At 40.2% G+C, this 17,033-nt stretch carries 12 protein-coding genes, 1 tRNA gene and 2 rRNA genes; 11 read left to right on the forward strand and 4 right to left on the reverse strand.

What is annotated here, in order from left to right; translation table 11 throughout:
* Position 1 precedes the first annotated feature (1 nt).
* The gene (gene mscS / locus ACR30L_RS00505; RefSeq protein WP_435236105.1) at positions 2–892 is read left to right on the forward strand and encodes a small-conductance mechanosensitive channel MscS; all 891 of its coding nucleotides are present in this window, start codon (positions 2–4) and stop codon (positions 890–892) included.
* A gap of 68 nt (positions 893–960) precedes the next feature.
* Here the strand turns inward: mscS and metJ are convergent, their stop codons facing one another.
* Complete coding sequence (gene metJ, locus ACR30L_RS00510; protein WP_435236106.1) at positions 961–1,224, reverse strand: met regulon transcriptional regulator MetJ; 264 nt, start codon at positions 1,222–1,224, stop codon at positions 961–963.
* A 219-nt stretch (positions 1,225–1,443) separates the two neighbouring features.
* Between metJ and metF the strand changes: the two genes are divergently transcribed.
* Positions 1,444–2,361 (forward strand): methylenetetrahydrofolate reductase, encoded by a 918-nt coding sequence (gene metF / locus ACR30L_RS00515; RefSeq protein ID WP_435236107.1) that lies wholly within the window; start codon positions 1,444–1,446, stop codon positions 2,359–2,361.
* A 20-nt stretch (positions 2,362–2,381) separates the two neighbouring features.
* On the opposite strand, the gene ACR30L_RS00520 is transcribed toward metF, so the two are convergent.
* Both ACR30L_RS00520 and ygfZ read right to left on the reverse strand, forming a co-directional pair.
* Positions 2,382–4,865, reverse strand: coding sequence for a class I adenylate cyclase (locus tag ACR30L_RS00520; protein WP_435236108.1), 2,484 nt, complete (start codon positions 4,863–4,865; stop codon positions 2,382–2,384).
* A 163-nt stretch (positions 4,866–5,028) separates the two neighbouring features.
* Positions 5,029–6,000, reverse strand: a complete 972-nt coding sequence (gene ygfZ, locus ACR30L_RS00525; protein ID WP_435236109.1) for a tRNA-modifying protein YgfZ — start codon at positions 5,998–6,000, stop codon at positions 5,029–5,031.
* A gap of 290 nt (positions 6,001–6,290) precedes the next feature.
* Between ygfZ and ACR30L_RS00530 the strand changes: the two genes are divergently transcribed.
* Both ACR30L_RS00530 and ACR30L_RS00535 read left to right on the forward strand, forming a co-directional pair.
* Positions 6,291–6,542 (forward strand): succinate dehydrogenase assembly factor 2, encoded by a 252-nt coding sequence (locus ACR30L_RS00530; protein ID WP_435236110.1) that lies wholly within the window; start codon positions 6,291–6,293, stop codon positions 6,540–6,542.
* Positions 6,514–6,957 (forward strand): hypothetical protein, encoded by a 444-nt coding sequence (locus tag ACR30L_RS00535; RefSeq protein WP_435236111.1) that lies wholly within the window; start codon positions 6,514–6,516, stop codon positions 6,955–6,957. Before ACR30L_RS00530 ends, ACR30L_RS00535 begins: the two co-directional genes overlap by 29 nt.
* Positions 6,958–6,967: 10 nt before the next feature.
* On the opposite strand, the gene nadB is transcribed toward ACR30L_RS00535, so the two are convergent.
* Entirely contained in the window at positions 6,968–8,593 is a 1,626-nt protein-coding gene (gene nadB, locus ACR30L_RS00540) for an L-aspartate oxidase (protein ID WP_435236112.1), read from the reverse strand.
* A gap of 194 nt (positions 8,594–8,787) precedes the next feature.
* Here nadB and rpoE point away from each other — a divergent pair, with 194 nt between their 5' ends.
* From rpoE to ACR30L_RS00575, 7 genes are all read left to right on the forward strand, one after another.
* Positions 8,788–9,366, forward strand: a complete 579-nt coding sequence (rpoE, locus tag ACR30L_RS00545; protein ID WP_435236113.1) for an RNA polymerase sigma factor RpoE — start codon at positions 8,788–8,790, stop codon at positions 9,364–9,366.
* Positions 9,367–9,378: 12 nt separating this feature from the next.
* A complete protein-coding gene (locus ACR30L_RS00550) occupies positions 9,379–9,921 on the forward strand; it encodes a sigma-E factor negative regulatory protein (RefSeq protein WP_435236114.1) in 543 nt (180 codons plus the stop codon).
* Between the two features lie 108 nt (positions 9,922–10,029).
* Entirely contained in the window at positions 10,030–11,043 is a 1,014-nt protein-coding gene (locus ACR30L_RS00555) for a MucB/RseB C-terminal domain-containing protein (RefSeq protein ID WP_435236115.1), read from the forward strand.
* Positions 11,040–11,498 carry a SoxR reducing system RseC family protein gene (locus ACR30L_RS00560; RefSeq protein WP_435236116.1) on the forward strand — a complete coding sequence of 153 codons (459 nt, stop codon included), beginning with the start codon at positions 11,040–11,042 and terminating at the stop codon, positions 11,496–11,498. Before ACR30L_RS00555 ends, ACR30L_RS00560 begins: the two co-directional genes overlap by 4 nt.
* Before the next feature lie 480 nt (positions 11,499–11,978).
* Positions 11,979–13,521: ribosomal RNA gene (locus tag ACR30L_RS00565) — 16S ribosomal RNA — on the forward strand.
* A 68-nt stretch (positions 13,522–13,589) separates the two neighbouring features.
* A tRNA-Glu gene (locus ACR30L_RS00570) sits at positions 13,590–13,665 on the forward strand.
* Between the two features lie 398 nt (positions 13,666–14,063).
* Positions 14,064–16,951, forward strand: a 23S ribosomal RNA gene (locus ACR30L_RS00575).
* The 16S and 23S rRNA genes sit together here with 1 tRNA gene alongside, the layout of an rRNA operon.
* Positions 16,952–17,033 lie beyond the last annotated feature (82 nt).

Genomic DNA, 17,033 nt, shown 5'->3' on the forward strand with positions numbered 1-17,033 from the left:
CATGGCCGATAATATTTCAGATTCACCGGAAAATGCAGTTAATGTTGTTAGCGATCAACTAGGTAATAGCGTTGATGCTGTGAGCAATAGTTTAAAATGGGTACTCGATAATCAGGCATTATTACTTGAGTATGCAATTAATATTGGGGCGGCGATATTAACCCTGATTGTTGGTTTGTTTGTTGCGCGTTTAATCTCTTCAGGTTTCCATAAAATGATGAGTAAGCGTAAGTTAGATCCAACTATCGTTGATTTCGTTTCTCATATGGTACGTTATGTCATTATTGCCTTCGTTGTGATTGCAGCACTTGGACGAATTGGCGTACAAACAACATCGTTTATCGCATTACTTGGTGCAGCAGGTTTAGCCGTTGGTTTAGCGTTACAAGGTTCACTATCGAACTTTGCTTCAGGTGTGTTAATTATCGTATTACGTCCTTTTAAAGCGGGTGAATATATTGAAGCAGCTGGCACAGCCGGAAGTGTTACTTCGGTACAAATCTTCGCAACAACGTTAACAACACCTGACAATAAAGTTGTCGTTGTTCCAAATTCATCGGTTTTAGATGGTAATATTATCAACTATTCACGCATGCCAACACGTCGGATTGATTTATTAATTGGCGTTAGTTATGCCGCTGATTTGGCGAAAACAAGACAGGTTTTAGAAAACGTTGTTAAAGCGAATAGCAAGGTATTAGCAACGCCAGAGCCACAAGTTGCAGTTGCAGAACTTGGCGATTCAAGTGTTAACTTAGTGGTGCGTCCTTGGGTAAACGGAACAGATTACTGGCCCGTACGTTTTGAGTTGATGGAAGCGATTAAAAATGCGCTTGATGAAGCGGGTATTGAGATCCCATTCCCACAAATGGATGTGCATATGGATAAGTAATTAATTATTTAATTGCATCAAAAAAGCCCTAGTGCGTTACACACTAGGGCTTTTTTATTTGGGGTGAATTACATTAATTTTTCGGGGCCATTCTTGTCAAGATCTTCATCTTCAGGAAGAGGCTGGCCTGTATAAGCATGTAAAAAAGCTTCACATAATAGTTCACTATTGGTTGCATGGCGTAGGTTTTTAACTTGGCGACGCGTACGTTCATCGGTTAATATTTTCAATACTTTAGTCGGAATTGAAACCGTTACTTTTTTAACCTGTTCACTTTTCTTTCCATGCTCAGCATAAGGGCTGATATATTCACCATTCCACTCTTTAGACATATTTTTACCCCTTATTTTTTGAACGGATATTTTAACCTGAGTTGTATAGGTTAGCAATCTACACATCGGGATGTCTGGAAGTCTGATTAATTTTATTGTGTAGTAAATTCATAATCATGGTTAGTTATTTTCATCTTAATTAAAATATGTTGACAAATATTCATATTAATTTAAATTAATCGTAATTAAAGACGTTTAGATGGCTAAAAGGGAAGAAGTATGAGTGTTATAGAAAAAGTTGATAGTTATTTTTCTGCGCAATATTTAGAAAAATTAAATCAGCATGTTGCTGATATTACGCAGAATGTAGGTGTTTCTTTTGAATTCTTCCCCCCTGCGACGGAAACGATGGAACAAACTTTATGGGGATCGATTGAACGATTGAAAACGTTAAAGCCAAAGTTTGTCTCGGTTACCTATGGCGCAAACTCTGGAACGCGTGATCGCACTCATCAAATTATTAAGGATATTAAAAATAAAACCGGCATGATTGCTGCGCCACATTTGACCTGTATTGATGCTGATAAAGATGAATTGCGTCAAATTGCACGGGATTATTGGAATAACGATATTCGTAGTATTGTGGCTTTACGCGGTGATATTCCTAACGATAGCGTTAAACCCCATATGTATGCAGCTGATTTGGTGTCATTATTAAAGGAAGAAGGTGATTTTGATATCTCCGTGGCTGCTTATCCGGAAAAACACCCAGAAGCCAGAGATCAACAGTTCGATTTGGATGTTTTAAAAAATAAATTTGATGCGGGTGCAAATCGTGCGATTACACAATTCTTTTTTGATGCAGAAACATTCTTACGTTTTCGAGATAAATGTGTAAAACAAGGTATCGATGGTGAATTAGTGCCCGGTATACTGCCCGTTTCTAACTATAAAACATTGGTTAAATTCGCAGGACTGACTAATGTTAATGTGCCTGATTGGATGCATAAACTCTATCATGGTACGGATAATGATCCGATGACTCGCAATTTAATTGGTGCGACGATTGCGATGGATATGGTTAAAGTATTAAGTCAGGAAGGGGTTAAAGATTTTCATTTTTATACGCTAAATCGTAGTGATTTAAGTTATGCAATTTGTCATTCTTTAGGGCTACGACCAGATAGTGAGTGCTAACAAGACAGTTCTTTTTGGTCTTAAATTTTGGGATTGCTTTTGAAGGGAAATAAAGCGACTTGATCATTAGTAATTGACTGAATTTCGTAAAATTGCGGTAGATTGAAATTGATTTGCGCGTCTGTACTATTGGGGGCGCTATTTGTGGACGCATAAAAGCGATTAACATTTTGCACTAAATCATCTTTACTGCCTGAGAAATTTTGGAAGGTTTCAACTTCATTATCTGCATTTGCAATATAAACATTAAAACCTTCAGGATGATTTTCAAAAAAGAATTGTATTAAGCCTTCACTAATATGTGATTTGATTATTTCTGCTGTCTGCAAATAATGTGTGTTTTTTAAGTTAATGACACTCGTTGATAGTTTTAGATTCGAAATATGACTATAGATATCAACTGTATTTTCAAGGTGCTGTAATGAAACACCTGTTCGCTCAAAGTAGAACCCAAATTTCTTTCCGCCAGTCCAAATCGTTTGAATGGCCCTTTGAGAAAAAGAGTCTAAACGTAATTGTATGTATTTATTGAGCACCTCACCAAATGCTTGTTTTATCTGTTCGCTAAAGCCATTACTGTAGCTGAATATATCGATATTTTCAGGTGGTCGCGCATCCTGATGCATCTTGCCTAAAATTGTTGTCAACGCATCGACAACGGCATATTCATTACTGAAATTAAGTGTCCGTATTTCATTCCATGAGTTTCTGTAAATCAAGTCGATACTACCAATGAGGCATTCCTTATGCTCGCCATAGGAAAAAATATCACCGATCGCATTGGTGTCACTTTCTGCTGTATTTTGCCAATGCCTTGTTGGATCGTTCTCAACATTAATAAAAATGGTGAGATGTTTGATTTCACAGGGTTGTGTTAGTGCTTGATTACTCGCTTTTGGGAACTCTATTGGAAACACTTCGTGGAGGTCTTGCATAAATTGATTCAATTTAGGATCAACTAACGCTGAGCCTTGGTTAAATAAATGCAATTTTGTTTGGTCTTTATATAACCCATTGATATGGCACCAAGCGATCAATTTAGATATGTATTTTGAGTACATTAATATTGGCTTACTAATCAATGAATAGGGATCAAGTGAGCAATTATATAAATACCAACCCGCTTTATTCGTCCTGTTTTCTGGGACTTGAATAAAACTTAAATCGGGTTCTGAAAGGTCGGGAGATATATTCGGATTAATTAGATCTACTTTACCGGGTAACGTATCGTGTGCGGCATAAAGCTTACGCGATAATATACCAATGTCTTCGGCATTAATTGATTCAGTAATATTATTGTCACGTGCAAAACTTAATAATTTACGATAACTGCTCATTAATGTATCGAGTAATACATCTTTAGCACGTGTGACTTCATTGACTTTCCAGTGCCGACGATTGTCTAAATCTAAAATTTGTTGTTCACTCCAATTCCACTTTTTGACAAATTTACTTAAAATCATATGTCGCCAAGCGGTATTTTCATTAGAGCAGGGATGAGATAGGTTTTGTTCTGTTTTTAAGTAGAAACACGCACGAACCACTTCTAAGCGTTTATGATCATTGATGGTGGTTAAGTAATTGGTTACTTTATCAAGCATCAAACAGTAGGGGTCGAGGTTTTCGTTATAATAATTTTGTTCTTGAAAGCTTTTTTTATAAGCGACGGCAATTAATTCAGTATTAGGGTATTCCCAAGAATAAGCTTCCATTAAAATGGTTTTTAATACGGCTTTGTACGGATTGTCTATCCCTTTATAAAGTTGCCATAGTGTTGCACCAAAATATTCTTCTGCGGGGATACAGTGGAATCCGCCTAAATCTAACCAATCATCGGGATCTAATACACCTTTATCATACAGGCTTTGCACATATTCATCATAATTAGACTCGAATTGATAGGGAATTTGTCGCCATAATATTTTTTTCCCCGCAATATGTAGTGAAGTCCGGTAAAACTCATCAAGTAATAACATATGTTGTGCAGAACCACATGCATCTTTAGTCATGCCCGAATTATTACCAACGCGGAATTTATTGTCAGGGATAAGAAAGAAATTAAGTTCTACATCAAGCTCTTCAGCCCAAAGAGTAATAAGTTGTGCTTTTTTATCTAATAGTTCGACGCGATCTTTTTCTAGCTGATGTGGGTAACAAATCCAAATATCGAAATCGCTTTCGCTACTTTGACCAACGGAAGATGTGCTGCCCATTGCATGTAAACCAAGTAAATCGGGAGGTTGATTATTAGGGGCTGGTTGTTTTACATGAAAGAAGTCGTTAAATAGTTGTTCATGTTTTTCTGTGATTTGATATTTCTGAATACCAAGGGGAACATTGCCATCAATATAGCCAGGTAAGGTCGGATGATTGAAGTGGAATAACAGTGGAAATGCTTGAAATACATTCACTTCGTTTTCATTCATCAAAATTTGTGCAGACTGAATCCGTAAGCGGGTAAATTGCTCTGCCTTAATGCATAGTCTTTTGATTTCTTGGTTCAATCCTAAACCTACTTACGTAAAACGCGGTAAAATAATAACGGCTATAAATATAAAAGTGGAATCAGTATAGCATTCTTTCACTAGACAGGGGAATATACCGATTTATCCCCTGATTATTCATTATTTAAAAATTAAATGCTAAAAATATAACTATCTGATTTTATTATTCTTCTAATGAGTAAGGTAAGGGCAAAATAGTGAGTCTAGAATCGTTAATATCTTGTATTTGGTATATATTTTCACTATGGCTATCTTTAGGTAAAACAGCAAGCACTTGGATATGACTTCCTGCATATTGGCATGAAGAAACAATGGTGCCGACTCGCTTCCAGTTTCCATTTAATTGGATTTGAATATTATCACCAACTTGAGGTGTTGCGGTGGCGTTGCCAGAAAGCAAAAATAAAGCGCGTTTATTGATCCCCCGAGATTTTGTTCTAGCAATTGTTTCCTGTCCGAGATAACAGCCTTTTTTAAAGCTTATTCCATTAAGGGCTTGTAAATTAACCATTTGAGGAACAAATAGTGCTGCCGTTTGTTTTTCGATAAAAGTAATACCCGCTTCAATATTAAGTGCATTCCATAGACTATCGTCAAAGAGTTTTACTTTATCGGTTAAATTCTGGATAAAACTCTCTGCTTGTTGCGTTTTTAATATGATCAAATAACGTAATGAAGGATAAGGATGCTTAATAACGATGCCGTCTTCAATTAAGCTTGCAGGACCGGCCATAGCCGTAGTATTGAATTTTTGTTCTATATATTGATCTGATTCAATTCCTGTTAAGCCAAGCGCTTGATATTCAGTTTCTTTCTTTATTTCAACCTTAGAAAATACGGCATATTTTTGTAATTCGGGCAGTTGTACTTCGGTCACTGAGCTAGGTTGAAGTAATAATATTTTATCTTCAAGTACGATTAAACGAAAAATACTCCAAGCTTTTCCTTGAGGTGTGCATTGTGCAGCAAGTGTTTGCTGACCGGGTTTTAATGTTGTCACGTCACAGGTTAATTGGCTTTGTAAAAATTTCACACGATCTTCACCAGCCACACTGATTAAATCCCAGTTATCGAGCTTACATAAAGCTAAATCAGGTAATTCACTGAGATTGTTAAGTTGATTAAGTGTAAGCATGTTGGCCTCTTTATCGGACTAAGTAAAAGTTGAACAGTATTAATGTTAGCTCGTCATTATTAATCAGTTAATTACTAAATGATATACTTAAATTGATTGAATATTGGGTTAATAAAAAATGTAAGACGTTGTTATTCTACATAAACTAATTTCAGGAAATGACGAAAGGAAAGATGTATTTGCTCACATTTTGGAGTTTGTCGTTGTTTAGTTCGACAGAATCATTATGTTATAAGGGGTTCTAGGCTTAAGCTAGATAAATAATAACTATTTTATTAAGGAATGAAAAAATGAGTGATACGGTTAATAAATCTCGTCTACTGTGGGCTTGTCGCCGAGGAATGCTAGAGTTAGATACGTTATTTATGCCCTTTGTGACAAATGTATATGACACTTTGTCTGAACTTGATAAAAATACGTTTGAACGATTACTTGAGTGTGAAGATCCGTTACTTTTTAATTGGTTTATGGGGCATAAAGAGTGTCACGATCCTGAATTAGCGAAAATGATTAATGCTATCCGCGACAACGTTAACACATAGCTTCGACGTTAAACCTTCGATTTATGCAGGTATCGTTGTTATCGGACTGTATAGTCTCGCTATTTTAATTTTATTATTGTTTACGGGTATTACTTGGTTGACCTTTCCCTTGTTTATTCTTTTATGTGGGATTGCATTTTACGGTGCTAAGAAAGCGTATCTGCAAACTAGCTTATTAAAGGTGAACGATGCGGGTTATGTTGAGGTCGAAATAAATGGAGAAGTAAAAAGCGGACTGATTAGTCGTGCTTCTTATTATAATGGTCTGTTTATTTCTTTAAATATAGAGCCTAATAAAGATGATTTTATGCAGGTAACCAACGGTAAGTCATTTTTTATTGTGATTTATCGAGATGCAGTACGTGAGTTTGAATATAGATTTCTCGCCCGAATGATTAATTTCGGACGAGATTAGCTATTAGTATTTAATATTTCGGACTTAAAATAGTCGGCTGCGGGTTTTCAAGTTGTTCTGGATAATCAAGGTTATAATGCAGTCCACGGCTTTCTTTACGATCCATTGCACTTCTTATGATAATTTCAGCAACTTGGACTAAATTTCTTAATTCAAGTAAGTTATTGCTTACTTTGAAGTTACTGTAATATTCATCAATCTCTTTTTGTAATAGTTGAACACGGCTTAATGCTCTAGCTAGGCGTTTGTTTGTTCGTACAATGCCAACATAATCCCACATAAATAAACGTAATTCATGCCAGTTATGTTGAATGACGACAACTTCATCAGAATCTTCTACTTGGCTGTCATCCCATTCGGGAATCTTCGTGAATTTTTGATCTTTGTAGAAGGGGAGTTGGTTAATGATATGTTTTGCACAAGAGTGAGCATAAACAATACATTCTAATAATGAATTTGATGCCATGCGATTCGCACCATGTAATCCGGTATAAGAGACTTCGCCTATCGCGTATAAACCATCGATATCGGTTTTACCATTGCTATCAATCATCACGCCACCACAACTATAATGAGCTGCTGGTACGATTGGAATTGGTTGCTTCGCCATATCAATGCCTAATGATAGGCAGCGTTTATAAATAGTCGGGAAATGTTTAGTAATAAATTCCTGCGGTTTATGACTGATATCGAGATACATGCAGTCCACCCCGAGTCGTTTCATCTCATAGTCAATGGCACGTGCGACAATGTCACGCGGGGCAAGCTCACCACGTTCATCAAAGTCGGGCATAAAACGTGTTCCATCAGGGCGTAATAAATAAGCACCTTCTCCGCGTAATGCTTCTGTTAGCAGAAATGCACGTGCGTCGGGGTGATATAAACAAGTTGGATGAAATTGATTGAATTCCATATTAGCAATACGGCAACCGCTACGCCATGCTAAAGCGACACCGTCTCCACTGGATATGTCTGGGTTGCTGGTGTATTGGTAAACTTTACTTGCTCCGCCAGTCGCAAGCGTTACAAAATGAGCCTTGATGGTTTCGACTCGTTCTGATTTTCGACTCCAGACATAGGCACCTAAGATGCGGTTGGAAGGTAAGTTTAATTTGCGCGTCGTGATTAAATCGACTGCGTTATATTCTTCCATCAATGTTATATTTTTATGTTTTTTGACCGCTTTAAGTAAACTTATTTCAATTTCTTTACCGGTGGCATCTGCCGCATGTAAAATTCGGCGATGAGAATGTCCACCTTCGCGCGTTAAATGATAATGTTCTTGGCCGTTTTCACAGGTTTCAGTATCAAAATCAACACCAGTATCGATTAACCACTCCATACTTTCTTTTGCATTACTGACCGTAAAACGAACGGCTTCTTCATCACATAAACCCGCGCCTGCAACTAGGGTGTCCTTTACATGTGACTCTATGCTGTCGGTATCAGAAAAAACAGCAGCAACACCACCTTGCGCATAAAACGTAGAACCTTCAGATAATTTACCCTTGCTTAAAACATTGACTTTTGCATGAGGAGCAAGTTTTAAAGCAAGTGAAAGCCCGGCTGCACCTGCACCAATGATAAGGACATCACAGGTATGGTGATCTTCAGTTAATGATTTACTTTTTGTCATGGCACTATATGCTCTGTTATTTAATGTATTTATTTTATTGGGGATTTATTATATACCCAACAGCGCAGAGAGGAAGTGTGAAATACATCCTAAAAATAATTTCTTTTGTCGTTTTTGGGAACTTTCTTTTTTATTCAAAGTCATAACTGTGAATGCCAATTAAGGCTCACCATAATTATAGGTAGACAAGCTCAATGAGTGAGCGTGATTTAGATTTTCAATTAGTGAAGCGTATTCAGAATGGGGAGCAACAAGCTTTTACATTATTGGTAAGAAAATACCAAAACAGAGTCGCAAATATATTGACACGGTATGTGCGTAATAGTGGTGATATCGCTGACATTACTCAGGAAGTGTTTATAAAGGTGTATAATTCATTATCTTCTTTTCGAGGAGATAGTGCATTTTATACTTGGTTATATCGCATTGCGGTTAATACGGCAAAGAACTATTTAACCAGCCAGAGTCGTCGGCCTCCGTCGTCGGATATCGATGCCTCGGAAGCTGATAGTTATGATGGTAGTGATGCGTTAAAAGAAACTGATAATCCCGAAGCTGTATTGCATTCTTATGATATTCAGAATGTTATCCACAAAGCTATCGAGCAGTTACCGGCTGAGTTAAAGTCAGCAATAACGTTAAGAGAACTCGAAGGCATGAGTTATGAAGAGATTGCAAGCATAGAAGGTTGTCCGATTGGTACAGTACGCTCACGTATTTTTAGAGCGCGAGATGCTATTGATAAACAATTGAAACCTTTGTTAGAAAATTAGTGGGAAAAGACAATGAAATCAAATGATGAGCAATTATCAGCCTTTATCGATAATGAAATGATTAATGATGCGTTATTAGATGAGTTAATCATAAATGAACAACAGCAAGAGCAATTTTCTCGCTATCATCTGATCGGTGATGCTATGCGTGGTGAGATTAATGAACCAGTTTTTGATATTAGCCAAAATGTAATGGATAAAATTGCAGCGCAATCGTCTACTCAAAATACGAATAACGTTGAAACATTCATTCCCAATAAAAGAGTAGAAAAGAAGAATAATGTTGTTTCGTTTGTCAGACGTTTTGGACAATATGCAATTGCGGCATCGGTTGCGGGTGTTGTTGTAGTAACAAGTTTAGTCACTTCGCCATCGGGTGTTGAAAATGGTAATCAAAGTATAGAAGTACTTAATACTGTGCCATTTGGTGGAGGGGCTGCACCAGTTAGTCTTCAAGCGACGCCAACGCTTTCAAAAGAAGCAATTCAAGCACGCAATGAACGTTTAGAAGCATTATTAAAAGATCATCAATTACAATTACAGACGCAACCATAGTCATAGCACCGAAATGATCAATGAGTATTATGGTAGTTATAGTGAGTGATTTGATCATTTTTCAATTTATTGGCTGTTGCAAGCGTTATGTGTTCTTAAGGTATATGAATGAAACCCAGACTGTTCTGTACAATACTAATAGCCACATTTTACTTTATTAGTAGTCAACTTGTATTTGCGGTTGAAACAGAAAATTCGAGTAAAATCGATGTTGAAAAAAAACAACCAACCCTATCGGCTGTTGAATATCTACAGCGAATGCAGAAATCTTATAAAGAGTTAAACTATGAACTTATCTATTTGAATAGTCTGCAAAACCAAGTCGATCCGAAACAACTTATTCATGGCGTGGTAAACAAACAAGAAATTGCTTACTTTCGCTATTTAAATGGGTCAATGAGGGAATCTTTACAATTTGATGGGAAAATAAGTTATTTTGAGCAAGGGATGCAATCTTATTCCCTCGAGTCGACGCATGATCGTAGTGTGTTCGCAAATATTGCAAATTTTGACTTTATTAATGGCAAAAACAGTTACGAATACATTATCTTAGGTAAAGGTCGGATTGCAGGTAAAAAGGCAATTGCTGTCCGTATGGTAAGTAAAGATGAATATCGTTACAGTTATATCGTGTGGCTGGATGTCGATTCTTATCTACCACTCAGATTAGATACGCTTAATAAATCAAATCTAATTTTAGATCAGGTGATGGTTGTTTCTCTACATATAACCGACTCCGTCAATCCTTGGTTAGTAAAATTGACTCAACAGGAATTACCTCAACTGGTTCATCTCCCCGAGCCTTCTCATCAGAATGCATCTAAATGGAAAGTTAATTGGTTACCAACGGGCTTTGATGTTGTTAAAGACGATCAGCATAAGTTGGTTATGTATGAGAATGAACCAGTTTCATATCTTATGTTAAATGATGGTATAGTGAGCGTATCCATTTATATATCAACCAAAAAAATCTCGTTAGAAAATAAGCAGAAAATAATTCAACGAGGATCGACTGTGCTTTATACCTATCAAAAAGGTGATGTTGAATTAAATGTCGTAGGTGATATTCCTGTCGCTACAGCGAAGAGGTTGATTGAGTCTGTTACTAAGGTCGATGAATGATTAAAGAAACCGGAAAGATAATTTCAATAAAAGAGTTACAGGGTGAAAAAATAGCGGTTATTGAGTGTATCTCTAAATCAGCTTGTTCGGGTTGTCATAATCAAAATAGCTGTGGTGTAGGAACAGTTTCAAAGTCCCATTCAGATAAAACGCATCATTTTGAAGTTCCATTTAAAGAATGGATGCATGTTGATGAGGCAATTGAACTACAAATAACAAATCGTGATTTAATCAGCAGTGCGATCATCGCATATCTTGTACCGCTAGTATTTTTTATTGGTGGTGCTGTGCTTACCAAAGAATTTACATCCTTAAGTGAAGGGCAAATGATAATTGTTGCAGTTATCTCTGCGATAGTTGGTTTTTTATTTGCCCGAGTGCTTAGTCATAAATACTTCCCTCAGAAAGAATCAAACAACATTATTAGTGCAAAAGCGCGAAATAACGCTCAATAATTCGCTTGTTTGGTTGTTAACTGACCATTCGGTTATTTATTTCAAATTATTGTAAATAAACGCTTGCCAATGTGATTCGGATCTCTATAATGCGCATCCACGGAAACGGGAACGACGCAAGTCAAAGCAGTTACTGAGAGCATCACAAACGCTTCAAATTTCGATTTGAAATTAAGTTTGCCGATAGGCTTTTTTCATGTTTTAAAAGATTTAGTATCTTTTATAAAACATTAAATATAAGACCTTGACATTGTTCGAAAGGCGCGTAATATACGCCGCCTAGCCGAAAGGCTAGCTCTTTAACAATTTAATCAAACAATCTGTGTGCGCATTGATAGTCGATTTCAAAATAGTCCTTCGGGACAAAAATCAATATCAGTGACACACGAATTAATTCATTAATTCAGAATAACAAGAAACGTAAGTTTCTAGTTTTAGTCAGTAATATTGAGTCGCAGCGAAAGCTGCAAATTAAACTTTAAATTGAAGAGTTTGATCATGGCTCAGATTGAACGCTGGCGGCAGGCTTAACACATGCAAGTCGAACGGTAACATAACTAGCTTGCTAGTTGATGACGAGTGGCGGACGGGTGAGTAATGCTTGGGTATATGCCAATAGGTGGGGGACAACAGTTGGAAACGACTGCTAATACCGCATAATCTCTTCGGAGCAAAGTAGGGGACCTTCGGGCCTTACGCCTATTGATTAGCCCAAGTGGGATTAGCTAGTTGGTAAGGTAATGGCTTACCAAGGCGACGATCCCTAGCTGGTCTTAGAGGATGACCAGCCACACTGGAACTGAGACACGGTCCAGACTCCTACGGGAGGCAGCAGTGGGGAATATTGCACAATGGGGGAAACCCTGATGCAGCCATGCCGCGTGTGTGAAGAAGGCTTTCGGGTTGTAAAGCACTTTCAGCGAGGAGGAAAGGGATGTAGTTAATAACTGCATTCTGTGACGTTACTCGCAGAAGAAGCACCGGCTAACTCCGTGCCAGCAGCCGCGGTAATACGGAGGGTGCGAGCGTTAATCGGAATTACTGGGCGTAAAGCGCGTGTAGGTGGTTAATTAAGTCAGATGTGAAAGCCCAGGGCTCAACCCTGGAACTGCATTTGAAACTGGTTAACTAGAGTTTTGTAGAGGGTGGTAGAATTTCAGGTGTAGCGGTGAAATGCGTAGAGATCTGAAGGAATACCAGTGGCGAAGGCGGCCACCTGGACAGTAACTGACACTGAGACGCGAAGGCGTGGGGAGCAAACGGGATTAGATACCCCGGTAGTCCACGCAGTAAACGATGTCTATTAGAAGTTTGTGGCTATATGCCGTGGGTTTCAAAGCTAACGCATTAAATAGACCGCCTGGGGAGTACGGCCGCAAGGTTAAAACTCAAATGAATTGACGGGGGCCCGCACAAGCGGTGGAGCATGTGGTTTAATTCGATGCAACGCGAAGAACCTTACCATCCCTTGACATCCAGAGAATCTGTTAGAGATAGTAGAGTGCCTTCGGGAACTCTGAGACAGGTGCTGCATGGCTGTCGTCAGCTCGTGTTGTGAAATGTTGGGTTAAGTCCCGCAACGAGCGCAACCCTTATCCTTAGTTGCCAGCACGTAATGGTGGGAACTCTAGGGAGACTGCCGGTGATAAACCGGAGGAAGGTGGGGACGACGTCAAGTCATCATGGCCCTTACGGGATGGGCTACACACGTGCTACAATGGCAAATACAAAGGGTTGCTAACCTGCGAGGGTATGCGAATCTCATAAAGTTTGTCGTAGTCCGGATCGGAGTCTGCAACTCGACTCCGTGAAGTTGGAATCGCTAGTAATCGTGGATCAGAATGCCACGGTGAATACGTTCCCGGGCCTTGTACACACCGCCCGTCACACCATGGGAGTGGGCTGCACCAGAAGTCATTAGCTTAACCTTTCGGGGATGGCGATGACCACGGTGTGGTTCATGACTGGGGTGAAGTCGTAACAAGGTAGCCCTAGGGGAACCTGGGGCTGGATCACCTCCTTACGTATCGAGACGACTATTAGTGCCCACACAGATTGTTTGATTAGAATGATAAAGTGCAAAAGTTCCGGGTCCCCATCGTCTAGAGGCCTAGGACACCGCCCTTTCACGGCGGTAACAGGGGTTCAAATCCCCTTGGGGATACCACTACCATACGAAAAGATACTTAATCTTTTCTTATATTCTTTGTAAACCCAATGAAAAGTACTCTATAAGCAGAAAAGCTTATAAAGTGTTTTTTAACACTGCTCTTTAACAATTAGGAAAGCTGATAAAGTTCTTATTTATCAACCACATTACAATTTATTGTGATGTATAGATAAATATAAACGAAATTGTTCTCAATTATTAAAACTTAGGTTTTAGTAATTGTAATCAAGCAAAAATAAATGTTATTCAAATTGATACTTTGAGTAACGTACGTATCTACGAGTTAATTTGATTAACTCTAGGTGCACGAAAAACGCATTTGCGTTTTTCATATGTAAAATATGAGAAATCGCAAGCGTCTTGGAAACAACATACAATGTCTTTAGATATTGTATGGTTAAGTGAATAAGCGTGCACGGTGGATGCCTAGGCAATTAGAGGCGATGAAGGACGTGGTAATCTGCGATAAGTCCAGGGGAGTTGATAACAAACGTTATATCCTGGAATCTCCGAATGGGGCAACCCGGCACTTCGGTGTCATCGCTTAGTGAATACATAGCTAAGCGAAGCGAACGAGGGGAACTGAAACATCTAAGTACCCTTAGGAAAAGAAATCAACCGAGATCCCGAAAGTAGCGGCGAGCGAAATTGGGTCAGCCCTTAAGCTTATTAAAAGTTAGTGGAATGCTCTGGAAAGTGCAACGGTACAAGGTGATAGTCCTGTACACCAAAACTTCTTCTAAGTGAAATCGAGTAGGTCGGAGCACGAGAAATTCTGACTGAATATGGGGGGACCATCCTCCAAGGCTAAATACTCCTAATTGACCGATAGTGAACCAGTACCGTGAGGGAAAGGCGAAAAGAACCCCTGTGAGGGGAGTGAAATAGAACCTGAAACCGTGTACGTACAAGCAGTAGGAGCGGATTTATTCCGTGACTGCGTACCTTTTGTATAATGGGTCAACGACTTAATTTCAGTAGCAAGGTTAACCATCTAGGGTAGCCGTAGGGAAACCGAGTCTTAACTGGGCGATTAGTTGCTGGGATTAGACCCGAAACTTGGTGATCTAGCCATGAGCAGGTTGAAGGTTGAGTAACATCAACTGGAGGACCGAACCCACTAATGTTGAAAAATTAGGGGATGACTTGTGGCTGGGGGTGAAAGGCCAATCAAACCAAGAGATAGCTGGTTCTCCTCGAAAGCTATTTAGGTAGCGCCTCGTGTATCACTGTTGGGGGTAGAGCACTGTTTGGGCTAGGGGGTCATCCCGACTTACCAACCCCATGCAAACTCCGAATACCAACAAGTGCAATCACGGGAGACACACGGCGGGTGCTAACGTCCGTCGTGGAAAGGGAAACAACCCAGACCGCCAGCTAAGGTCCCAAAGTATATGTTAAGTGGGAAACGATGTGGAAAGGCTCAGACAGCCAGGAGGTTGGCTTAGAAGCAGCCATCCTTTAAAGAAAGCGTAATAGCTCACTGGTCGAGTCGGTCTGCGCGGAAGATTTAACGGGGCTAAACATATCACCGAAGCTGCGGACGCATATTTATATGCGTGGTAGAGGAGCGTTCTGTAAGCCGTCGAAGGGAAAGGTGTAAACCATCCTGGAGGTATCAGAAGTGCGAATGTTGACATGAGTAACGATAAGGGGGGTGAAAAACCTCCCCGCCGGAAGACCAAGGGTTCCTGTCCAACGTTAATCGGGGCAGGGTGAGTCGACCCCTAAGGCGAGGCCGAAAGGCGTAGTCGATGGGAAACGGGTTAATATTCCCGTACCCTTATATTTTGCGATGGGAGGACGGAGAAGGCTAGGTGGGCCTGGCGATGGTTGTCCAGGTTCAAGTGCGTAGGCAGGTGTTTTAGGTAAATCCGGAACACTATATGCTGAGACACGATGTCGAGTCACTACGGTGATGAAGTCATTGATGCCATACTTCCAGGAAAAGTCTCTAAGCTTCAGGAATATAAGGATCGTACCCCAAACCGACACAGGTGGTCAGGTAGAGAATACCAAGGCGCTTGAGAGAACTCGGGTGAAGGAACTAGGCAAAATGGTACCGTAACTTCGGGAGAAGGTACGCCGATGGAGGTGATGAGATTTACTCTCTAAGCCCCTGTCGGCCGAAGATACCAGATGGCTGCAACTGTTTATTAAAAACACAGCACTGTGCAAAATCGCAAGATGACGTATACGGTGTGACGCCTGCCCGGTGCCGGAAGGTTAATTGATGGGGTTAGACTTAGGTCGAAGCTCTTGATCGAAGCCCCGGTAAACGGCGGCCGTAACTATAACGGTCCTAAGGTAGCGAAATTCCTTGTCGGGTAAGTTCCGACCTGCACGAATGGCGTAATGATGGCCATGCTGTCTCCACCCGAGACTCAGTGAAGTTGAAATCGCTGTGAAGATGCAGTGTACCCGCGGCTAGACGGAAAGACCCCGTGAACCTTTACTACAGCTTAGCAGTGAACTTAGAGCCTACATGTGTAGGATAGGTGGGAGGCTTTGAAACGTTGTCGCCAGATGACGTGGAGCCAACCTTGAAATACCACCCTTGTATGTTTTGAGTTCTAACCATGGCCCCTGAATCGGGGTTTGGGACACTGTTTGGTGGGTAGTTTGACTGGGGCGGTCTCCTCCCAAAGAGTAACGGAGGAGTACGAAGGTTGGCTAATCACGGTCGGACATCGTGAGGTTAGTACAATGGTATAAGCCAGCTTAACTGCGAGACAGACACGTCGAGCAGGTACGAAAGTAGGTCATAGTGATCCGGTGGTTCTGAATGGAAGGGCCATCGCTCAACGGATAAAAGGTACTCCGGGGATAACAGGCTGATACCGCCCAAGAGTTCATATCGACGGCGGTGTTTGGCACCTCGATGTCGGCTCATCACATCCTGGGGCTGAAGTCGGTCCCAAGGGTATGGCTGTTCGCCATTTAAAGTGGTACGCGAGCTGGGTTTAGAACGTCGTGAGACAGTTCGGTCCCTATCTGCCGTGGGCGTTTGAGAATTGAGAGGAGCTGCTCCTAGTACGAGAGGACCGGAGTGGACGAACCGCTGGTGTTTGGGTTGTCATGCCAATGGCATTGCCCAGTAGCTACGTTCGGAATCGATAACCGCTGAAAGCATCTAAGCGGGAAGCGAGCCTCAAGATGAGTTCTCACTGGAGATTTAATCTCCCTAAAGGGCCGTTGAAGACTACAACGTTGATAGGCAAGGTGTGTAAGTACGGTAACGTATTGAGCTAACTTGTACTAATTACCCGTGAGGCTTAACCATACAATGTCTAAGTACATTGGTTGGACCAAGTCAACTTAAGAAATAAGCTTGCGAAGCGTATTTTACGAATGCAAAGATTAGA

It is taken from the genome of Psychromonas saccharinae, from assembly GCF_051201515.1.
Lineage (GTDB): Bacteria > Pseudomonadota > Gammaproteobacteria > Enterobacterales > Psychromonadaceae > Psychromonas.

Bases quoted from the DNA above. Each gene is read 5' to 3' on its own strand.
- mscS (WP_435236105.1), top strand. From the start codon at position 2: ATGGCCGATAATATTTCAGATTCACCGGAAAATGCAGTTAATGTTGTT.
- metJ (WP_435236106.1), bottom strand. From the start codon at position 1,224: ATGTCTAAAGAGTGGAATGGTGAATATATCAGCCCTTATGCTGAGCAT.
- metF (WP_435236107.1), top strand. From the start codon at position 1,444: ATGAGTGTTATAGAAAAAGTTGATAGTTATTTTTCTGCGCAATATTTA.
- ygfZ (WP_435236109.1), bottom strand. From the start codon at position 6,000: ATGCTTACACTTAATCAACTTAACAATCTCAGTGAATTACCTGATTTA.
- ACR30L_RS00530 (WP_435236110.1), top strand. From the start codon at position 6,291: ATGAGTGATACGGTTAATAAATCTCGTCTACTGTGGGCTTGTCGCCGA.
- ACR30L_RS00535 (WP_435236111.1), top strand. From the start codon at position 6,514: ATGCTATCCGCGACAACGTTAACACATAGCTTCGACGTTAAACCTTCG.
- nadB (WP_435236112.1), bottom strand. From the start codon at position 8,593: ATGACAAAAAGTAAATCATTAACTGAAGATCACCATACCTGTGATGTC.
- rpoE (WP_435236113.1), top strand. From the start codon at position 8,788: ATGAGTGAGCGTGATTTAGATTTTCAATTAGTGAAGCGTATTCAGAAT.
- ACR30L_RS00550 (WP_435236114.1), top strand. From the start codon at position 9,379: ATGAAATCAAATGATGAGCAATTATCAGCCTTTATCGATAATGAAATG.
- ACR30L_RS00555 (WP_435236115.1), top strand. From the start codon at position 10,030: ATGAAACCCAGACTGTTCTGTACAATACTAATAGCCACATTTTACTTT.
- ACR30L_RS00560 (WP_435236116.1), top strand. From the start codon at position 11,040: ATGATTAAAGAAACCGGAAAGATAATTTCAATAAAAGAGTTACAGGGT.